18 protein-coding genes and 1 pseudogene are annotated in these 17,663 nt (G+C 70.5%); 15 read left to right on the top strand and 4 right to left on the bottom strand.

From position 1 onward, the window contains the following. The 6 genes from H7I41_RS21455 to H7I41_RS21430 all read left to right on the top strand — a co-directional run. Positions 1-391 (top strand): glycosyltransferase (locus H7I41_RS21455; protein ID WP_276009329.1); only part of this gene is annotated, 391 nt, incomplete at its 5' end. Next, positions 388-1,227: a glycosyltransferase family 2 protein gene (locus tag H7I41_RS21450; protein WP_264014637.1), complete on the top strand. Its 840-nt coding sequence runs from the start codon at positions 388-390 to the stop codon at positions 1,225-1,227. The genes H7I41_RS21455 and H7I41_RS21450, both read left to right, overlap by 4 nt. A gap of 44 nt (positions 1,228-1,271) precedes the next feature. Next, positions 1,272-2,135, top strand: coding sequence for an ABC transporter permease (locus tag H7I41_RS21445; RefSeq protein WP_372503781.1), 864 nt, complete (start codon positions 1,272-1,274; stop codon positions 2,133-2,135). Further along, positions 2,132-3,169: a taurine ABC transporter substrate-binding protein gene (locus H7I41_RS21440; RefSeq protein ID WP_264014636.1), complete on the top strand. Its 1,038-nt coding sequence runs from the start codon at positions 2,132-2,134 to the stop codon at positions 3,167-3,169. Before H7I41_RS21445 ends, H7I41_RS21440 begins: the two co-directional genes overlap by 4 nt. After that, a complete protein-coding gene (locus tag H7I41_RS21435) occupies positions 3,153-3,956 on the top strand; it encodes an ABC transporter ATP-binding protein (protein WP_372503780.1) in 804 nt (267 codons plus the stop codon). The genes H7I41_RS21440 and H7I41_RS21435 overlap by 17 nt, the downstream gene beginning before the upstream one ends. Positions 3,957-3,998: 42 nt before the next feature. Further along, positions 3,999-4,445 carry a hypothetical protein gene (locus H7I41_RS21430; protein WP_264014635.1) on the top strand — a complete coding sequence of 149 codons (447 nt, stop codon included), beginning with the start codon at positions 3,999-4,001 and terminating at the stop codon, positions 4,443-4,445. Here the strand turns inward: H7I41_RS21430 and H7I41_RS21425 are convergent. Next, the gene (locus H7I41_RS21425) at positions 4,442-5,338 is read right to left on the bottom strand and encodes a class I SAM-dependent methyltransferase (RefSeq protein WP_264014634.1); all 897 of its coding nucleotides are present in this window, start codon (positions 5,336-5,338) and stop codon (positions 4,442-4,444) included. The two genes, H7I41_RS21430 and H7I41_RS21425, sit on opposite strands and share 4 nt — an antisense overlap. Positions 5,339-5,417: 79 nt before the next feature. Next, a pseudogene (locus H7I41_RS21420) lies at positions 5,418-5,582 on the bottom strand (CAP domain-containing protein); the annotation flags it as partial. Between the two features lie 90 nt (positions 5,583-5,672). On the opposite strand from H7I41_RS21420, the gene H7I41_RS21415 reads away from it, so the two are divergent. Genes H7I41_RS21415 through H7I41_RS21405 form a run of 3 tightly spaced genes read left to right on the top strand, consistent with a single transcriptional unit; the run spans position 5,673 to position 8,901 of the window. Beyond that, entirely contained in the window at positions 5,673-6,338 is a 666-nt protein-coding gene (locus H7I41_RS21415; protein ID WP_264014631.1) for a TetR/AcrR family transcriptional regulator, read from the top strand. Continuing rightward, positions 6,335-7,108 (top strand): SDR family oxidoreductase, encoded by a 774-nt coding sequence (locus H7I41_RS21410; protein ID WP_264014630.1) that lies wholly within the window; start codon positions 6,335-6,337, stop codon positions 7,106-7,108. Before H7I41_RS21415 ends, H7I41_RS21410 begins: the two co-directional genes overlap by 4 nt. Further along, entirely contained in the window at positions 7,105-8,901 is a 1,797-nt protein-coding gene (locus H7I41_RS21405; protein ID WP_264014629.1) for an acyl-CoA dehydrogenase, read from the top strand. Before H7I41_RS21410 ends, H7I41_RS21405 begins: the two co-directional genes overlap by 4 nt. 24 nt (positions 8,902-8,925) lie before the next feature. On the opposite strand, the gene H7I41_RS21400 is transcribed toward H7I41_RS21405, so the two are convergent. Beyond that, on the bottom strand, positions 8,926-9,969 hold the full coding sequence (locus H7I41_RS21400) for a cupin domain-containing protein (RefSeq protein ID WP_264014628.1): 1,044 nt from the start codon (positions 9,967-9,969) through the stop codon (positions 8,926-8,928). 254 nt (positions 9,970-10,223) lie between these two features. Between H7I41_RS21400 and H7I41_RS21395 the strand changes: the two genes are divergently transcribed. From H7I41_RS21395 to H7I41_RS21380, 4 genes are read left to right on the top strand one after another with little or no spacing between them, the layout of a single operon-like run. Next, positions 10,224-12,419 (top strand): xanthine dehydrogenase family protein molybdopterin-binding subunit, encoded by a 2,196-nt coding sequence (locus H7I41_RS21395; protein ID WP_264014627.1) that lies wholly within the window; start codon positions 10,224-10,226, stop codon positions 12,417-12,419. After that, positions 12,419-12,955: a (2Fe-2S)-binding protein gene (locus H7I41_RS21390; RefSeq protein ID WP_264014626.1), complete on the top strand. Its 537-nt coding sequence runs from the start codon at positions 12,419-12,421 to the stop codon at positions 12,953-12,955. Before H7I41_RS21395 ends, H7I41_RS21390 begins: the two co-directional genes overlap by 1 nt. Next, positions 12,952-13,941 carry an FAD binding domain-containing protein gene (locus H7I41_RS21385; RefSeq protein WP_264014625.1) on the top strand — a complete coding sequence of 330 codons (990 nt, stop codon included), beginning with the start codon at positions 12,952-12,954 and terminating at the stop codon, positions 13,939-13,941. The genes H7I41_RS21390 and H7I41_RS21385 overlap by 4 nt, the downstream gene beginning before the upstream one ends. Further along, on the top strand, positions 13,941-14,957 hold the full coding sequence (locus H7I41_RS21380; protein WP_264014624.1) for an amidohydrolase family protein: 1,017 nt from the start codon (positions 13,941-13,943) through the stop codon (positions 14,955-14,957). The genes H7I41_RS21385 and H7I41_RS21380 overlap by 1 nt, the downstream gene beginning before the upstream one ends. Positions 14,958-14,979: 22 nt before the next feature. Here H7I41_RS21380 and H7I41_RS21375 read toward each other — a convergent pair whose 3' ends face one another. Further along, a complete protein-coding gene (locus H7I41_RS21375) occupies positions 14,980-15,918 on the bottom strand; it encodes a LysR family transcriptional regulator (RefSeq protein ID WP_264014623.1) in 939 nt (312 codons plus the stop codon). A 126-nt stretch (positions 15,919-16,044) separates the two neighbouring features. On the opposite strand from H7I41_RS21375, the gene H7I41_RS21370 reads away from it, so the two are divergent. Then, positions 16,045-17,067, top strand: coding sequence for a tripartite tricarboxylate transporter substrate binding protein (locus tag H7I41_RS21370; protein WP_264014622.1), 1,023 nt, complete (start codon positions 16,045-16,047; stop codon positions 17,065-17,067). 3 nt (positions 17,068-17,070) lie between these two features. Further along, positions 17,071-17,652 carry a tripartite tricarboxylate transporter TctB family protein gene (locus H7I41_RS21365; RefSeq protein ID WP_264014621.1) on the top strand — a complete coding sequence of 194 codons (582 nt, stop codon included), beginning with the start codon at positions 17,071-17,073 and terminating at the stop codon, positions 17,650-17,652. Positions 17,653-17,663: the final 11 nt, after the last annotated feature.

Genomic DNA, 17,663 nt, shown 5'->3' with positions numbered 1-17,663 from the left:
GCCGCGCGACGCGCCGGCCGAACTCGCGCGCGCCACACCGGGTCTGCGCTGGGTGGCGGCGGGCGGCGGCGCCGACTGGGTCGACGACCTGTGGCCCCTGCTCTCGGCGGCCGAGGTGGTGGTCACCCACGCCGGCCAGAACGCCATCGCCGATGTGGCCCTGGCCCAGGCGTGCGCCGTCGTGATCCCCGAGCAGCGGCCGTTCGGGGAACAACACGCCACCGCGGCCGCTCTCGCGGAGGCGGGCATCGCAGTGTCGGTGCCACGCTGGCCGTCCGCCGACCGCTGGGCCGCACTGGTGCAACGCGCGCGCCACCAGGACCCGCGGCAGTGGAAACGGCTGCAGGTGGAAGGCGCCGCCGCCCGCGCCGCGGCGGCCATCGCCGCATGACCGGGCCGAGGACCGCCGTCATCACCGTCGTGCACGGCAGGCACCACCACCTGCGGGCGCAGAACGCGGGTCTGGCCCGGTCGGACGCCCGACCGGATGTGCGGTGCGTGGTGGCGATGGCGGATCCGGCGATCGCCGCCATCGCCGGAGATAAGGCCGACGTCGTCGAATGCCCGGCCGCGGGTGCCGGGCTGCCGCTGGCCGCGGCGCGCAACGCGGGCGCCGAGCGGGCGTTGCAGCGCGGCGCCGAGCTGCTGATCTTCCTCGATGTGGACTGCATTCCCGGCCGTTCGCTCGTCGGCCGTTACGTCGACGCGCACCGCGCCCTCGGCGCCGGTGCGCTGCTCAGCGGTCCCGTCACCTACCTGTCGCCGCCTGGGCCCGACGGCTACCCGCTCGACGACCTCGACGCGCTCACCCGTCCCCACCCGGGCCGGCCGTCGCCGCCGGCCGGAATGCTTGTCCCCGAACCGAACCACGACCTGTTCTGGTCGTTGTCGTTCGCGGTGTCGGCGGACACCTGGCGTCGCCTCGGTGGCTTCTGCGAGGAGTACGTCGGTTACGGCGGGGAGGACACCGACTTCGCGGCCGTCGCCCGGCGCCACGACATCCCGCTGGTGTGGGTCGGCGGAGCGCACGCCTACCACCAGCACCACCCGGTGTCCGATCCACCGGTGGAACACCTCGCGCAGATCGTGGACAACGCCCGGGTCTTCCGCAGCCGATGGAACCGCTGGCCGATGCCGGGCTGGCTGGACGCGTTCGAGCGGATGGAGCTCATCGTCCGTCGCGGTGACGAGATCGCGCTGAGCGTGCCGGAATTCGAATCGCGGTGAGCGCAGCTATTCGCCTGAGCTGAGACAACCGCCAAGGTGTCCGGGTGTCTGTGTTCACCGATATCGCGCCCGCCGAGCGGCAGGCCGACGCGCCCGTGGTCGCCGCGCCCGCGGGCCGGTGGCGCGGCCGTCTGACGCGTGCGGCGTTGCCGCTGCTGTCGGTGGCGGTGTTCTTCGGCGCCTGGCAACTCGTCGCGGTCAGCGGTGTCTGGAACCAGACCTTCGTGCCGTATCCGAGCACCGTGTGGCATGCCCTGGTCGACGTGTCGACCACCCACGACGGTGTCCGCGGCTACGCCGGCTACCTGCTGTGGGAGCACCTCTACATGACGCTGCGGCGGGTACTCGTCGGCGTCGTGGTCGGTGTCACGCTCGGGGTGGCGCTCGGCGTGGTGATGGGGTCGGTGTCCTGGGTCCGCAGCGTGCTGGAGCCGTGGCTGACGTTCCTGCGGGCGCTGCCGCCGCTGGCCTACTTCTTCCTGCTGGTGATCTGGCTGGGGATCGACGAGGCCCCCAAGATCACCCTGCTGGCGCTGGCCGCGCTGCCGCCCGCGGCGGTCGCCACCACGGCGGCGGTGATGGCCGCGCCGGTCGGCCTGATCGAGGCCGCGCGGGCTCTTGGCGCGTCGCGCCGCGACGTCATCCGCGACGTCGTCGTGCCGTCGGCGCTGCCCGAGACGTTCACCGGCGTGCGCCTGGCCGTCGGGATGGCGTACTCGTCGGTGGTGGCGGCCGAACTGTTCAACGGGCTGCCCGGCGTCGGCGGCCTGGTCAAGGACGCGAGCAACTACAACAACACCCCGGTCGTGCTGGTCGGCATCTTCGCCATCGGCTTCTCGGGCCTGGTCATCGACGGTCTGCTGCGTGCCATCGAACGGCGCGCGGTCCCCTGGAGAGGAAAAATATGAGGCGTAGGGCATTCGGAGCGGCCGTCGCGGCGCTGGCGGTCACGGCACTGGGGCTGTCCGGGTGTTCGGTGGACCGCTCGGGCGGGGACGCCGAGAAGCCGACGATCCGCATCGCCTACCAGAGCTTCCCGAGCGGCGATCTGATCGTGAAGAACAACCGCTGGCTCGAGGACGCGCTGCCCGAATACAACGTCAAATGGACGAAGTTCGACTCGGGCGCCGACGTCAACACCGCGTTCGTGGCCAAGGAGGTCGACTTCGGCGCGCTGGGGTCGAGCCCCGTCGCGCGTGGCCTTTCGGCGCCGCTGAACATCCCCTACCGGGTGGCGTTCATCCTCGACGTCGCCGGAGACAACGAGGCACTGGTGGCCCGCAACGGCAGCGGCGTCAACACCATCGCCGATCTGAGGGGCAAGCGGGTCGGCACGCCGTTCGCCTCGACGGCGCACTACAGCCTGCTGGCCGCGCTCGACCGCAGCGGCCTCTCACCGGCCGACGTCCAGCTCGTCGACCTGCAGCCGCAAGCCATCCTCGCCGCGTTCGACCGCGGTGACATCGACGCCGGCTACTCCTGGCTGCCGACATTGGACCAGCTGCGCCGCAACGGCAAGGACCTGATCACCAGCAGGCAGCTGGCCGCCGACGGCAAGCCCACCCTCGACCTCGCCGTGGTGGCCGACGAGTTCGCCGCCGCCCACCCCGAGGTGGTCGACACCTGGCGGCAGCAGCAGGCCCGGGCCCTCGACCTCATCAAGGACGATCCCGCGGCCGCCGCCAAGGCGATCGCCGCCGAGAGCGGCCTGACACCGGGTGAAATCGAGGGCCAGCTGAAGCAGGTCGGCTTCCTGACACCCGCGGAGATCGCGTCGCCGGAGTGGCTCGGCGCCGACGGCAGCCCCGGCAACCTCGCCGCGAACCTGCAGAGCGCCTCGCAGTTCCTGTTCGAGCAGAAGCAGATCGAGGCCGCCGCGCCGCTGAAGACGTTCCAGGACGCGCTGTACACCACGGGTCTGCCCGGTGCCCTCACCCAGTGACGGCGCGGTCCGGACGGCGGTGGACCACGGTGTCCGCCTGCGGAACGTCTCGCATCGCTACGGGCGCGCAGGCGCCGAGGTCACGGCCGTCGGACCGGTGGACCTGACGGTCGACCCGGGCTCGTTCCTGGTGCTGGTCGGCGCGTCGGGCTGCGGCAAGAGCACCCTGCTGCGGCTGCTCGCCGGCTTCGAATCGCCGAGCGAGGGTTCGGTGCAGGTCGCCGGGGTCGCGCCCACCCCCGGCGTGACGGCGGGTGTGGTGTTCCAGCAGCCGCGGCTGTTTCCGTGGCGCACGGTCGGCGGCAACGTCGACCTGGCGCTGAAGTACGCGAAGGTGCCGCGCGAGCGGCGGGCCGAGCGGCGCGACCAGCTGCTTGAGCGCGTCGGGCTCGAGGGCACCGCCGACCGCAAGATCTGGGAGATCAGCGGCGGGCAGCAGCAGCGCGTCGCGATCGCCAGGGCGCTGGCCGCCGAGACGCCGCTGTTCCTGCTCGACGAGCCGTTCGCGGCGCTCGACGCGCTGACCCGGGAACGGCTGCAGGAGGACGTGCGGCAGGTCAGCGCGGAGTCCGGACGCACCACGGTGTTCGTCACGCACAGTGCGGACGAGGCCGCGTTCCTCGGGTCGCGCATCGTGGTGCTGACCCGGCGACCCGGCCAGGTCGCTCTCGACCTGCCGGTCGACCTGCCCCGCGTCGGTGTCGACGCCGACGAGCTGCGCCGCTCACCGGAGTACACCGAGCTGCGCGCCGAGGTGGGGCGGGCTGTCAAGGCCGCCGCGGCCTGATCTGCGCCATCGTGGTCGTCCCGCACGGGCGACAATCGAGGGATGACGCGGCGCGTGTGGTGGATCGCGGGCGGAGTGGTCGTCGTGGTCGCGGCCATCGGGATCCTGCTCGGTGTGGTGCTGACGGGCGAACGGTCGTCGCCGGACTGCGACGCGGTCCGGGCGGTGGGCGACGAGGCCGAGCGGTTCCACGACGCCGTCGCGAAGGAGGTGAACGGCGAGGCGGAAACGCCGGCGACCGAATATGGCGACCTGATCGCGCGAATCACCGCTGCGGCGAACACGATTCGCGACGAGGGTCTGGCCCGGCGGGCACACGACGTGGCCGGCCTGGCCGACCGGACGGCCGCGCTGGTGCTGCGGGAGCGGACCGCGGACTTCGCTGCGGAGTTCAGCCGCGTCGGCGTGGAGCTCAACGCGAACCTGATGGCGCTGTCGCAGGCCTGCCCCGACCCGGGCGACCGGATCCGGATCGGCGCGCCCAGCTAGTCCAATTCGGCGCGCAGGTAGGTGACGTCGGAGAACATCGCGAACTCCGCGGCGTCCGGATAGTCCAGCCCGTTGGTGGCGTAGAGCTGTTCGGCGGTGCGCACGCTGCTGCACCAGTCGAGCCGGCTCAGGTACTCCGGCACCTGGCTGCGGTCGTCCTGGTACACCAGGTCGCGGACGTTCACCGCCGACTCCTCGAACATCTCGCGCAGCGCCTCGTGGCCGAACACCGACATGTCGGGGACGTACTCGCAGGCGAACTGGCTGCGCGGCGCGCTGAGCGCGGTGAGCTCGTCGAAGAGCCGGTCCTGGGCGGCCGAGGGCAGGTACACCAGCAGGCCCTCGGCGCTCCACGCCGTCGGCGTCGCCGGGTCGAAACCCGCGGCGCGCAACGCCGCCGGCCAGTCGTCACGCAGGTCGACGGGCACCGTCCGGTGCTTCGCGGCGGGTTCGGCGTCGAGTGCCCGCAGCGTCGTCGACTTGAATTCCAGCACGCCGGGCAGGTCGACCTCGAAGACGACGGTGTCCTTCGGCCACGGCAGTCGGTAGGCCCGGGTGTCGAGTCCGGACGCCAGGATCACCACCTGCCGGATGCCGCTTCGGACGGCGTTGAGGAAGAAGTCGTCGTAGAACCGCGTCCGCACAGCCATGTGCTCGCCGGAGCGTTCGGCGTCGTAGCGGGGCTGGGCGTCGGGGACCTTGCCGTCGAGCAGGTGGACGAAGAACTCGAGGCCGACGGCACGCACCAGGGGTTCGGCATAGGGGTCGTCGATCAGTGCGTCGGCGCTGCGGGTGGCCAGTGCCCTCGAGGCGGCGACCATGGTCGCGGTCGCGCCAACGCTCGAGGCGAGATCCCAGCTGTCGTCGTCGTTGCGTGCGGTGTGTCGGCTCATTACTTAGAGAAGCTAACACAACATGCTGACACTGCAGCTCAGCGCACTGCCGCCAGGCAGGCGCGGGAACTGAGAGGGTCTAGACCGGCGGGTAGGACGGCGGTGGGTACACGCCGCGCAGCCCCCAGGGGAACCACTGGAAGAAGTACTCGATCTCGTCGCTCGCGTCGTAGTCCGGATTCGGATCCATCGGTACCTCCCAGTAGACGCGGCGTTGGTGGAAGTCTAGCCCCGGCGGGCCCGTCACCGGCAGGGGTTCGGGGCCGCATTGCCTAGACTGATCGACCTACCGGTTAGTTGACGCCCCAGCGGGCACGTTCGATAGCGAGTCACCATGTCCGATACGTCCCCAGCAGCCTCGCCGAACGGCCTGTCCCGGCGCCAGGAATTGCTGGCAGTGGCCACCAAGCTGTTCGCGGCGCGGGGATACCACGGCACCCGGATGGACGACGTCGCCGACGCGGTCGGACTGAACAAGGCCACGGTGTACCACTACTACGCCAGCAAGTCGCTGATCCTCTACGACATCTACAAGGGCGCCGCGGACTTCACCGTCGACGCACTGCACGACGACCCCAGCGCGTCGGCGCGCGAGACCATCTACCACTTCACCCGGCGACTGCTGGTCGGCATCGCCGGCGACCTCGAGCGCGCGGCGGTCTACTTCCAGGAGGGGCCCTACATCACGGAGTGGTTCACCGAGGACCAGGTGGCCTACATCCGGGAGAAGGAGACCCAGGTCTACGAACACGTCCGCGACGTCATCGACCGCGGGATCGCCAGCGGCGAGTTCTACGACTGCGACTCCCACGTGCTGGCGCTGGGCTACATCGGCATGACCCTCGGCGCCTACCGCTGGCTGCGCCCACAGGGCCGCCGCACCGCGCAGGAGATCGCCGAGGAATTCAGCACCGCACTGCTGCGCGGACTGATCCGCGACGAGACCATCCGCGCCGAATCTCCGCTCGGCCTCGACGTCACCACCGGCCGCGGCGCATGACCGACATGTTCCGGCTCGACGGCAAGGTCGCCGTCGTCACCGGCGGCGGCCGCGGCATCGGGGTGATGATGGCGCGGGGGCTGCTGCAGGCCGGCGCAAAGGTGTACCTCTCCAGCCGCAAGGAGGCCGAACTCGCCTCGGCCACCGCCGAACTCTCGTCGCTGGGCCCGGTCGAGGCGGTCCCCGCCGACCTGGGCACCGCCGAAGGGGTGCAGACGCTGACCGCCGCGCTGACCGACCGCGAGGACGCGGTGCACGCGCTGTTCAACAACGCGGGCTCGAACTGGGGCGCGCCGTTCGACGAGTTCCCCGAGTCGGCCTTCGACCGGGTCTTCGACGTCAACGTCAAGGGCGTGTTCCTGCTGACCCGCGCGCTGGTGCCGCTGCTCACCGCGGGCTCGACCGACGACGACCCGGCCCGGGTGGTCAACACCGGCAGCATCGACGGGTACTTCACCCCGGAGAAGGGCCGCGACAACTTCTCGTATGCGGCCAGCAAGGCGGCCGTGCACATGCTGACCAAGCACCTGGCCACGGAACTGGCGCCGCGGATCCTGGTCAACGCGATCGCGCCTGGGCTGTTCGAGTCACGGATGACCAAGGTGCTGCTGGCCCCCGGCGCCGACGCCGTGGGACGGGCGCTGCCCCTTGGCCGCATCGGGGCGCCCGAGGACATGGCGGGCATCGCGGTGTTCCTGGCCGCCAGGGCGAGCTCGTACATCACCGGCGCTGTGATTCCCGTCGACGGCGGGGTGAGCACCATCAGATGAAGTCCGTCCTGTTGTCGCGGCGCGACCTCGACTTCCTGCTCTACGAGTGGCTGCAGGTCGAGGGGCTGACCAAGCGCGACCGATTCGCCGAACACTCGAAGGAGACCTTCGACGGCGTGCTCGACCTGTGCGAGCAGCTGGCCGAACGCTACTTCGCGCCGCACAACAAGAAGAGCGACGCGAACGAGCCGACGTTCGACGGGCAGCGGGTCACCCTGATCCCCGAGGTCAAGCAGGCGTGGGACGCCTTCGCCGCGGCGGACCTGCTCGCGATGGGCATGGACGCCGAGGTCGGCGGCGCGCAACTGCCCGCGACCGTCGCGCAGGCCGCGTTCGCCTGGATCTCCGCGGCCAACCTGGCCACCTCCGGCTATCTGATGCTCACGGTCGCCAACGCGAACCTGCTCGCCGAGTTCGGCACCGCCGAACAGATCGAGACGTTCGTCAAACCCATGCTGGCGGGCCGGTTCTCGGGCACCATGGCGCTGTCGGAGACCCAGGCCGGATCGTCGCTGGCCGACATCACGATGCGCGCGGAGCCGCAGCCCGACGGCAGCTACCGGTTGTTCGGCTCGAAGATGTGGATCTCGGGCGCTGAGCACGAGATGACCGACAACATCGTCAATCTCGTGCTGGCCAAAATCCCCGGCGGACCTCCTGGCACCAAGGGCATCTCGCTGTTCATCGTGCCGAAGTTCCTCGTCGGTGACGACGGCGCGATCGGCGAGCGCAACGACGTCGTGCTGGCGGGCCTCAACCACAAGATGGGCCAGCGCGGCATCACCAACACCGTGCTGAACTTCGGCGACGGCACCCACCGGCCCGGCGGCGCGGACGGTGCGGTCGGCTACCTGGTCGGTGAGCCGCACCGCGGGATCACCTACATGTTCCGGATGATGAACGAGGCGCGCCTCGGTGTCGGCATGGGCGCCGTCGCGCTCGGCTACACCGGATACCTGAAGTCGGTGCAGTACGCCAGGGAGCGGCCGCAGGGCCGTCCGGTGACCGCCAAGGATCCGTCGACGCCGCAGGTGCCGATCATCGAGCACGCCGACGTCAAGCGAATGCTGTTGGCGCAGAAGGCCTATGCGGAGGGCGCCCTGGCCCTGGCGCTGTACTGCGCGCGGCTGGTCGACGTGTCACACAGCGCGGAGTCCGACGGCGAGCGCGACGCCACCGCCCTGCTGCTCGACATCCTGACCCCGGTCGCCAAGAGCTGGCCGTCGCAGTGGTGCCTGGAGGCCAACAGCCTGGCGATCCAGGTGCACGGCGGCTACGGCTACACCCGCGAGTACGACGTCGAGCAGCACTACCGGGACAACCGGCTCAACCCCATCCACGAGGGAACGCACGGCATCCAGAGCCTGGACCTGCTGGGCCGCAAGGTGACTCAGCGCGGCGGTGCCAGTCTGGCGGCGCTCGGCGAGGCGATCGCCGGGACGGTCGCGGCCGCCGACAGCATCCGCGGCGAGGCCGCCGAGCTCGCCGCCGCACTGAACGGGATGTGGCGGCGCCTGGTCGAGGTCACCTCCGGCATGTTCGCCTCGGGTGATGTCGAGGCGGCGATGGCCAACAGCGTGGTCTACCTCGAGGCGTTCGGGCACCTCGTCATCGCCTGGATGTGGTTGGAGCAGTTCGTCGCCGCGCACAGCGAGTGCGGCGAATTCTACGACGGCAAGCGGCAGGCCGCGCGGTACTTCTTCCGTTACGAACTGCCCCGTATCGCACCGCAACTCGACCTGCTCGAGAGCCTGGACCGAACCACGCTGGAGATGTCACCCGACTGGTTCTAGCGCGCGCGGGTCACAGCCGGGGAGTCAGTCGAGTGGATTGGTGCGGGTGACGATCAGGGGATCCGCCGGGGTGAAGGGGAACCGGGGGAGGTCGTCGATGTGGGTGTCGAACGCCGCGGCCAGCACCTCGCGCGAATACGCACTGGCCGAGGCGCGGTAGCCGACGTCGGCGGGGAACGGCTGGTCGAAGAAGATCAGGAAGTGCCAGTCGTCGTGGCCGATGTTCTCGATGTGGTGCGGGTACGCGCGCGGGATGAAGTACATGTCGCCGGTCGTGAGATTCCAGGTGTCCAGGGCGCCGTCCGGGCTCATGACGGTCATGCGGGCGTCGCCGTGTTGCACATAGCCCATCTCCGCGGTGACCGGGTGCCAGTGCGGTTCGCGCATGCCGTCCTCGGTGACGCGCAGCGAGTACATCGAGATGTCCTTGAGCGCGGGCCAGAACTGGTCGCGGGCGAACCGGGCGTTGCCGCTGGCGTAGTTCAGCCCCGGCGCCTGCGCTTCGACGTCGAACTTGTGCGGATCGCCGAAGTGCGCCGCGGCGGGGATGACGGGGTCGCCGACGCGGGCGGCGAGCTTGCGATCGGTTCCGGTGCGACGCATCGTGGCGAAGTCGGCGGCCGGTAGGTCGTAGGTGTTGCCGAGCACCGCGTCGCTGAAGGCGCCGAGGGTGGCGCCGAACCCGAAGTCCTCGGGCCGCTCGTGGCGGAAGGCGATGATGAACTCCGCGATGTCGTCACCGACATTCTCGATGTGGTGCAGGGAGCCGGACTCCGCGTGGAACATCTGCCCGGCCGTCACGAGGAACGTCGAGAACCTGCTCCCGCTGTCGAGGATGGAGACCAGGGCGGTGCCGGAGACGCAGTAGGTGAGCTCGTTGGCGTTGGCATGCCAGTGCGGGGTCCGCATCGCGCCTGGGTTGAGCAGCACCCGCTTGATCGACAGCCCCGCGAGGATCGGCAGGTTGTCGGCGGTCACCCGCCGCATCGAGCCCAGGTCGGACTCCTCCACGATCTCACCGTCGAGAAGTGAGGTGGTGTGGCTGCTTCGCGCGATCGACGTCGTCACGGTGGGCTCCTCTGCGATGGGTGGCCGGGCCGGCCTGCTGCCGGGATGGTGCTGCCGTCGACTCTGGTGCACGCGGCGCCCGCTTGTCATGGACGCCTGCACCCATCCGTGGTGCCGCACGGCGCACCAGCCGATTCCGGCTAGCAGGAAAATAATGTCGACCCCAGCTCACCGCCCTGCCGCGGCACCGATACGCGCCTATATTCGGCGACGACGGGCCGCGTCGGCGGCCACCCGGGAAAGGACATGACGACATGACGGCGACCGTGGATCGGACGGACCGGTCGGTCAATCGCGTCGAAGGCGGCGAGAAGGTCACCGGCGCAGCGCTTTACACCGCCGACGTCGCGCTGCCGGGGCAGGTGCACGCCGTGCTCGTCCAGTCGGAGATCCCGCACGGCCGGGTCGCCGGGGAATCGATGCGCGCGAGCGCCGACCGCGCGTCGGCGGCCCAGGGGGTGCTGCACGTCCTGACACCGCTGAACTGCCCGGCGCTGGGGACGCTGCCCGAGGAACTGTCCTGGGACCTGCCGCTGGAGCGGCGTCCACCGCTTTCGGACCTGACCGTGCAGCACGTCGGGCAGCACATGGCCCTGGTCGTGGCCGACACGCTCGAGAACGCCACCGCCGCGGCAGCGTTGTTCGATCTCGACTACGAGCGGTTGCCTGCCCAACTGGACGCCCGCGACGTCCCACCCGCAGCGGACGGGCAGGACGGCCCCGTCCGGCACGGGAGCTACCGGCCCGACCACTTCGTGAAGCTCTCGGAGGAGAAGCTGCAGGACCGCCGCGGCGAGCCGCCGGCCGACGGCGCCCACCGGGTGGCGTCCCGATACACGACGCCGCTCAACGCCCACTACCCGATCGAGTTGTCCGCCACCGTCGCATCCTGGTCCGGAGATCACCTGACGGTGCACGACAGCACGCGGTGGATCGCCGGCGAGCGGACGGCACTGGCGGCCTACCTCGGCATCCCCGAGGAGCGGGTGCGGGTGCTGTCCCCGCTGGTCGGCGGCGCGTTCGGGTCGAAGAGCTTCCTGTGGATGCACGTGGTCCTGTGCGCGGTCGCCGCCCGCGAGGTGGGGCGGCCGGTCAAGCTGGTCCTGACGCGCGATCAGATGTTCTCCTCCACCGGGCACCGGCCCCGCACCGTCCAGGACCTCGTCCTCGTCGCCGACGGCGAGGGCCATCTCCTCGGCACCGAACACCACACGCTGACCGAGACGTCCACCGTCGCTCACTTCTGCGAGCCCGCCGGATTGTCGACCCGGTTTCTCTACTCCTCGCCCCACCTCGAGGTGTCGCACCGCACGGCCCGGGTCAACGCACCGACCCCGTGCTTCATGCGCGGCCCGGGTGAGGCGCCCGGCCTGTTCGCCCTCGAGTCGGCGATCGACGAACTCGCCCACCAGCTGGAGATCGATCCGCTGGAGATGCGGATACGCAACCACGCGGCCGACGACCAGGCGAGCGGCAAGCCGTGGTCGGGCAAGCACCTCCTCGACTGCTACCGCATCGGCGCGCGGCGCTTCGGCTGGGACGGACGGCCCCTCACGCCGCGGGCGCTGCGACGCAACGGTGTTCAGGTCGGCTGGGGGATGGCGACGGCGACGTATCCGGGCCGGCGCATGCCTGCGAGCTGCCGGGTGGTCACCGCCGTGGACGGGACCGTCCGGTTCGCCTCGGCCACACACGAAGTCGGCAACGGGGTGCGGACGGTCATGACGCAGGTGGCTGCCGACGTCACCGGGCTTCCACTGTCGCGGGTCGCCTTCGACTCCGGCGACTCCGACTTCCCCGCCGCCCCGTACAGCGGCGCCTCGCAGACCACCGCGACGGTCGGATCGGCCGTCCATGCGGCCGCCACCGAGTGGAAACGGCGGATCGGCGAACTCGCCGGTGCGCACGCCGACCCGGCGGGCGTCGACCTGAGCGGGCTCGCCGATCAGCTCAGCTTCACCGCCGACAGCGACGCCGGTGACCAGAGCGGCAGCGCCTTCCAGTCGTTCGGCGCCCACTTCTGCGAGGTGGAGGTCGACGAGCAGATCGGCCGCGCGACCGTCACCCGGTGGGTCGCGGTGATGGACTGCGGCCGCGTGCTCAATCCGAAGCTCGCGCGCAACCAGGTGATGGGCGGCATCACGTTCGGCCTCGGCATGGCGCTGCTCGAACAGGTGCCCTACGACGCCGACACCGCGCAGATGATCGGCGAGTACTACCTGCCCACGCATGCCGACCGGCCCGAGTTCGACATCTCGTTCGTCGACAGCACCGACTTCGGGCTCGACCCGATCGGGGTGCGCGGGATCGGCGAGATCGGCACCTGCGGGGTCCCGGCCGCGATCGCGGGCGCCGTCTTCCACGCCACCGGGAAGCGGCTGCGCGACCTGCCGATCACCCTCGAGGACCTGATGACGCCCTATTCACCTCCCACCGCCCAGGAGGCGTGATGAGCACCGACCATGCGGTGGAACTCCGCATCAACGGCGAGCACCACCGGGTCGCGGCCGACGTCCGCACCACGCTGCTCGACCTGCTGCGCGAGCGCCTGCACATGACCGGCACCAAGAAGGGCTGCGACCACGGGCTCTGCGGCGCGTGCACCGTGGCCGTCGACGGTGAGCGGGTGCTGAGCTGCCTGACCCTCGCCGCGTCGATCGACGGCTCGGACGTCCTCACCATCGAGGGCATCGCCGACGGGGAGGAACCGCATCCGCTTCAGCGGTCCTTCCTGGACTGCGACGGATTCCAGTGCGGCTACTGCACTCCCGGGCAGATCTCGTCGGCACACGCGATGCTCGCCGAGCACGCCCGCGGCGATCTGAGCACCGCGTCCTTCGAGTGCGGCCGCGACGACGTCGTCAACGGCCGGCTGCCACTGACCACCGAGGAGATCCGGGAACGTATGGCGGGCAACATCTGCCGGTGCGGCGCCTACGCCAACATCGTCGCCGCCATCGAAGCCGTCGCGCGGGAGACCGCATGAAGACCTTCGCGTTCCGGCACGCCGCAAGCGTCGACGACGCCCTCGCCGCCGGTGCGGCGCCGGGCGCGAAGTACCTCGCCGGCGGCACCAATCTGCTGGACCTGATGAAGGGCGGGGTCGAGGAACCGGACTCGCTGGTCGATCTGCGGCGGCTCGGCCTAACGACGATCGCGCCCACCGCCGGGGGCGGAGTGTTCATCGACGCGGGCGTGACCAACAGCGCGATCGCCAACCATCCCCTGATCCGCACCCGCTATCCGGTGCTGTCCCATGCGATCCTCAGCGGCGCCACCACACAGCTGCGCAACATGGCGACCGCCGGTGGGAACCTGTTGCAGCGCACCCGGTGTCCGTATTTCATGCAGACGACGTTCACGTCGTGCAACAAGCGCGACCCCGGCAGCGGATGCGCCGCACGGCACGGCTTCCACCGCGAGCACGCCATCTTCGGCGCGAGCGACCACTGCGTGGCGATCCATCCGTCGGACATGGCCGTCGCACTGGCGATCCTCGATGCGACGGTGCACGTCCAGTCCCCGCAGGGCAGGCGCTCCATTCCGCTCGACGGCTTCTTCGCCCTGCCGGGCAGCACACCGGACGTCGACAACGTGCTACTGCCGGGCGAACTCATCCTCGGTATCGAACTGCCGCCCTCGGACTTCGCCGACCACTCCTGGTATCTCAAGGTGCGCGACCGGCACAGCTACGCGTTCGCGCTGGTGTCCGTGGCGGCCGGACTGCACGTCACCGACGGTGTGATCACCGCGGCCGCGCTCGCGCTCGGTGCGGTGGCCGCCACACCGTGGCGGCTGCACGCGGCCGAGCAGAGTCTGATCGGGCGTCCGCCCGGCGAGGAGGCGTTCCACGGCGCCGCCGCGGTCGCGATGGACGGCGCGCAGCCGCTGACGCAGAACGCGTTCAAGGTCGACCTGGGGCGGCACAGCGTCGTCAGGGCGCTGACCCTGGCCGCCGGGGTGCGCGCCTGATGACGCTGCGGATACCCGCCTCACCCGTCGGCGACGACCACACCGAGCTTCGCGTGATCACCCTCGAGGAGCACTTCACGACGCCCGAGTTCCTCGCTGCCACTGCGGCGTTCACCCCGGACGTCGCGCGGTCCGACGTGCTGGAGGGCCGGCTGCTCGACCTGGACGACGGCCGGTTGAGCGCGATGGACGCCGGGGGAGTCGACCTGCAGGTCATGTCGCTGGCCGCGGGCGGGCAGGAGTCGCTGGCGCCTGCGGATGCGACCGCGCTGGTCCGCGACGCCAACGACGCGGCGTTCGCCGCGACCCGGCGCCACCCCGGACGGCTGGCCATGTTCGCGAGCCTCGCGCTCAAGGACGCGGACGCCGCGGCGACCGAATTGGAGCGTGGCGTGCGCGAACTCGCCTGCGTGGGAGGTTTCCTGAACGGCACCGAGGGCGGCGCCTTCCTCGACGACCCGCGCTTCACCCCGATCTTCGAAGCCGCGCAGCACCTCGACGTGCCGCTGTACCTGCACCCGACACCGCCGCCGCGCGCCGTGCAGCAGGCCTACTTCGGCGGGCTCCCCGAACGCAGCGCCTACTTCCTGTCGACGGCGGCCTGGGGATGGCATGCGGAGCTGGGCATGCACTGCCTGCGGCTGATCCTGGCCGGCGTCTTCGACCGCTTTCCCGGGCTCCGCTTCATCGTCGGCCACATGGGCGAGAACCTGCCGTTCTCGTTGATCCGTGCGCAGGACGGGTTGTCCCCGGCGGTCACCGGTCTGCAGCGGCCGGTGGCGGAGTACTTCCTCGACCACTTCGTGGTGACGACGAGCGGTTACTTCACCCCGCCGCCGCTGCGGTGTGCGCTCGACGTCATGGGCGTCGACCGGGTGCTGTACTCGGTGGACTACCCCTACCGTGCGAACACCGCGGGCGCCGAACTGCTCCGGACCGCGCCGGTCGCGGCGGCCGACCTCCGCAAGATCGCCTCGGGCAACGCCGAGCGGGTGCTCGGACTGGCCGCCGGCTGACGGAGGGCTCCCGGCGCTGGCTCTAATGCGCGCCGAACAACTCGTCGAGATGCTCGGCCGAGCGCGCCACCAGCCGCAGCACCTCCCGCAGCAGCGGCGTCAGGCCCTGCCGCGGGTAGATCGCGTGCAGTTCCACCGGCCGGGCCGGATCGCTGTCGGGGTGACCGCCGAACACGTCGGTGAGCGCCCGGTAGACCACGCCGTCGACCTTCAGCGCGGTGGCGCTGGCCGGCACGAGCGCGACCCCCTCGCCCGCGGCCACCAGCAGCACCGCCGTGAGGATCTGCTGCACCCGCTGCGTGATGCGGGGGTGGCCGTTGAACAGGAACCGCACGGTCAGCTCGTGGAAGTAGCGCGCCTGGATGGGGTGGTAGCTGATCACCGGCAGGCCGTCGAAGTCCTGCGGTTCCAGTGGCCGGGTGATCGCGGCGAGGGGATGGCCGACGGGGACCACCGCGCGCAGCGGTTCGCGCGCCACGATCTGTGAGGCGAGCAGCGCGGTGTCGAACGGCGGCCGTGCCAGCCCCAGGTCGAGTTCACCGCGGCGGATGCCGTCGACCTGGGCGCCGGTCACCCGCTCGTGCAGCACCACCTCGATGTCGGGCAGCTCGCTGCCCAGCAGGTTGAGCAGCGGGCCGAGGATGGCGATCGCCGACACCGCGGTGAAGCCGAGGTGCAGCGTGCCCGCCGAACCGCGCTCCACCCGCTGCGCGTGCGCGGTCGCCGCGTCGAGCGTGTTGAGCATCCGGTAGCAGTCCTCCAGGAACGCGGCGCCCGCCGGGGTGAGCAGCACCCGGCGGTTGTCCCGGTCGAGCAGGCCGGCGCCGACGGCGCGCTCGAGTTTCTGGATCTGCCGGCTCAGCGGGGGCTGCGTCATCGCCAGCCGGTCCGCCGCGCGACCGAAATGCAGCTCCTCGGCCACCGCGATGAAGCAGCGGACCTGGTCCAACGTCACTGTCATGCACGCAAAGTATCAAACGATGCCAGAAAGGCGTTGGACAGGTATCACTGATTGTTTCTACCTTGTACGTGACGGCGACCACACTCACCGTCGGCGTCGACCACAGATCACACAGGAGTGATAGCCATGCCGCTCACCACCGCTTCCCGCACCCGCCGCGCCCGCCGCGCCGGTGTGGCCGTCACCGCCGCCGCCGGCCTGCTGCTCACCGCGTGCAGCGGTGTGCAGAGTTCGACCGGCGGTGGATCCGGGGACTCCTGGCCATCGGGCACCGTCGAGATGTACGTCGGCGCCTCGGCCGGCGGCTCCAGCGACCTGATCAGCCGCGCCATCTCCAAGGGCCTGTCCGACGATCTCGGCGCCTCCTTCCCCGTCATCAACCGGGAGGGCGCCAACGGCGCGCTCGCGGCCGCCGAGGTCGCCAAGGCCACGCCGGACGGCTCGAAGATCGCCATCCAGAACGCCTCGCTGTTCACCATCACCCCGCTCGCGGTGGCGCCCGACGAGGTCACCAAGATCGACGACTTCGACGTCGTGCAGGGCGTCTCGCGCGACGACTACGTCCTGGTCACCAACCCGCAGAGCGGCCTGCGCAACCTCGACGACGTCAAGCGGGCCACCAAGACCATCCGCTACGGCACCACCGGCGTCGGCACCGGCGCCCAGCTGTCGGCCGCGCTGCTGTTCAAGACCTCCAACGTCAACGCCCAGGCCGTCCCCTTCGACGGCGGCGCCCCGGCGCTGGCCGCGGTGCTCGGCAACCAGGTCGACGTGGCAAGCATCCAGGTCGGCGAGGCGATCGAGAACATCCAGTCCGGCAAGCTGACCCCGCTGGCGGTGTTCGGGCCCGACCGCATCGAGTACCTGCCCGAGGTGCCGACCGCCAAGGAGCAGGGCCTCGACGTCGAGGTGACGCAGTACCGGTTCATGACGGTGCCCAAGGAGACGCCGCAGGACGTCCGCGACAAGCTCGTCGAAGGCATGAAGGCCACCTTCGAGACCGAGGCCTACAAGGACTTCAACAAGCAGAACAGCCTGACTCCGATGGAGCTCTCCGGTGACGAGGTGCTCGCCCAGCTCAAGGAGGATCAGCAGCGCTACGCCGACCTGGTCGAGCAGTACGACATCAATCTCCGCAACGAGGGCTAGCCCGTGAACTCCACCGCCAAGGGACCGGCCGAGGACGGCGGCGCCGTCGAGGCGCCGCACCCCGATCACCCGCACACCCGCGACATCCTCGCCGAGATCGAGGCCGAGGTCGCCCACGAGCTGGAGGAGGACCGCCCGCCGCAGGGCGGTCCGCTCTACCAGACCGTCGGCGCACTGGTCGGGATCGCGATCGGGGTCGGCGGTGCTGTGCTGGCCTGGGGGTACGGACTCGGATCGCCGGCCGAGCCGGGTCCGGGCCTGTGGCCGTTCCTCGTCAGCGTCGTGATCGCGATGCTGTCGGCGATCCTGCTCGTGGTGGGCCGCGGCCTCGGCGACAGCGAGGCGTTCACCCGCAGCAGCTGGCTGCCGGTGGCGGGCATCGTCACCTTTGTCGCGTTCGGTCTGCTGTTGCCGCTCACCGGCTTCGAGATCCCCGCGCTGGTGCTTTCGGTCATCTGGCTGCGCTTCCTCGGCGGGGAGAGCTGGCGCAACACCGTGGTGATCAGTGTGGTGACGGTGACCGTCTTCTACTTCCTGTTCCTCTACGGGCTGCGAATTCCGTTGCCGCACCTGATCAACTTCTGAGAATCGACCGA

The organism is [Mycobacterium] manitobense (genome assembly GCF_025821665.1).
GTDB classification, from domain to species: domain Bacteria; phylum Actinomycetota; class Actinomycetes; order Mycobacteriales; family Mycobacteriaceae; genus Mycobacterium; species Mycobacterium arseniciresistens.
Note: the sequence above shows the minus strand (reverse complement) of the source record. Positions and strands in the feature narration are given on the sequence as shown.